Consider the following 1203-nt stretch of genomic DNA (forward strand, 5'->3'; position numbering starts at 1 on the left):
CCTATGCGAGAGGCTCGGCGTCGGCCCATCCGGCGCAACCCTCGCTCATCGCATATTGCGGGTGAGCCACCTCTCAGACAACGAACATACGGTCTGCCAGATCGGCGTGTTTGCGGCCTATGTTTCGTCCAAGGGCCATGCCTTTATCGATCGGGCACTCTATTTGCCGAAGGCTTGGACCGACGACCCGGTCCGGTGCAAGGCGGCACATGTGCCAAGCGACACCGGCTTTGCAACCAAGCCGCAACTTGCGGCTCGGATGATTGCGCGCGCCATCGCGAGTGGTGTGCCGTTCCGTTGGGTCGCGGCCGATACCGTCTACGGTGTCGGCGATATCGAGCGTGATTTGCGGCGGGCTGCCAAGGGGTATGTGCTTGGGGTTGATGCGGCTCATGTCTTCCGGTCGTGGGACAAACCCCGACGCATCGCCACTACAGCCAAGGGCATTGCCGAGGCGCTTGAGCCGTCCGACTGGAAGCGTCTGTCCGCGGGAGCCGGAACCAAGGGGCCGCGGTTGCATGACTGGTGCTATCTCGAACTCGCCGATCTTGAAGCCGATGAATACAACGAAGACAACCAGGGCCTCTGGACCCGCGGCATGCTGATCCGGCGCAACATCGCCGATGGCGATCTCGCCTACTTCACCACCTGGTGCCCGGCAGGGACTTCGATCGAAACGCTGGTCAAGGTCGAAGGCCATCGCTGGGCGGAGGTCGTCAAGGTTCCGCCTGCGCAGCAGGTGGAATACGACCGGAGGGGATCGAGGACAGCTTCGAGACCACCAAAAACGAGTTCGGTCTCGACCACAATGAAACCCGCTCCTGGCATGGCTGGCACCGCCATGTCTCGCTCGTCATGCTCGCCTTCGCGATGATGGCGGCTATCCGGCACCAGGCAAACAAACCGCCGCCCAAAAAAACCAAGCCGACAACAACAAGAAGCCGCCCGATCTCATCCGTTGGTCGACGCAGGAAATCCGCCGGATAGCACAGCGGCTTGCGCAAAGGCGCATCGAGCCCGCATGCATCATTGCCTGGTCGCTCTGGCGCCGTGCTCACCAGGCCGCCGCTCAAAAATCACACATGAAACGAAAATCACGACTGTAATGCTAGGGTCAAAACCCAATAACTCTATTGCTATTTCCTTGGTCTGATGATTCGCTGTCCCCGATTCGGGAGGGCACATGCGACGGAATTTATTTTG

At 60.2% G+C, this 1203-nt stretch carries 1 pseudogene; it reads left to right on the plus strand.

Features of this window, described 5'->3' with window-relative positions:
• Positions 1–88 precede the first annotated feature (88 nt).
• Positions 89–987: pseudogene (locus BUB54_RS19785) on the plus strand (IS701 family transposase); the annotation flags it as partial.
• Positions 988–1203: the final 216 nt, after the last annotated feature.

It is taken from the genome of Acidocella aminolytica 101 = DSM 11237, assembly GCF_900129125.1.
GTDB lineage: Bacteria > Pseudomonadota > Alphaproteobacteria > Acetobacterales > Acetobacteraceae > Acidocella > Acidocella aminolytica.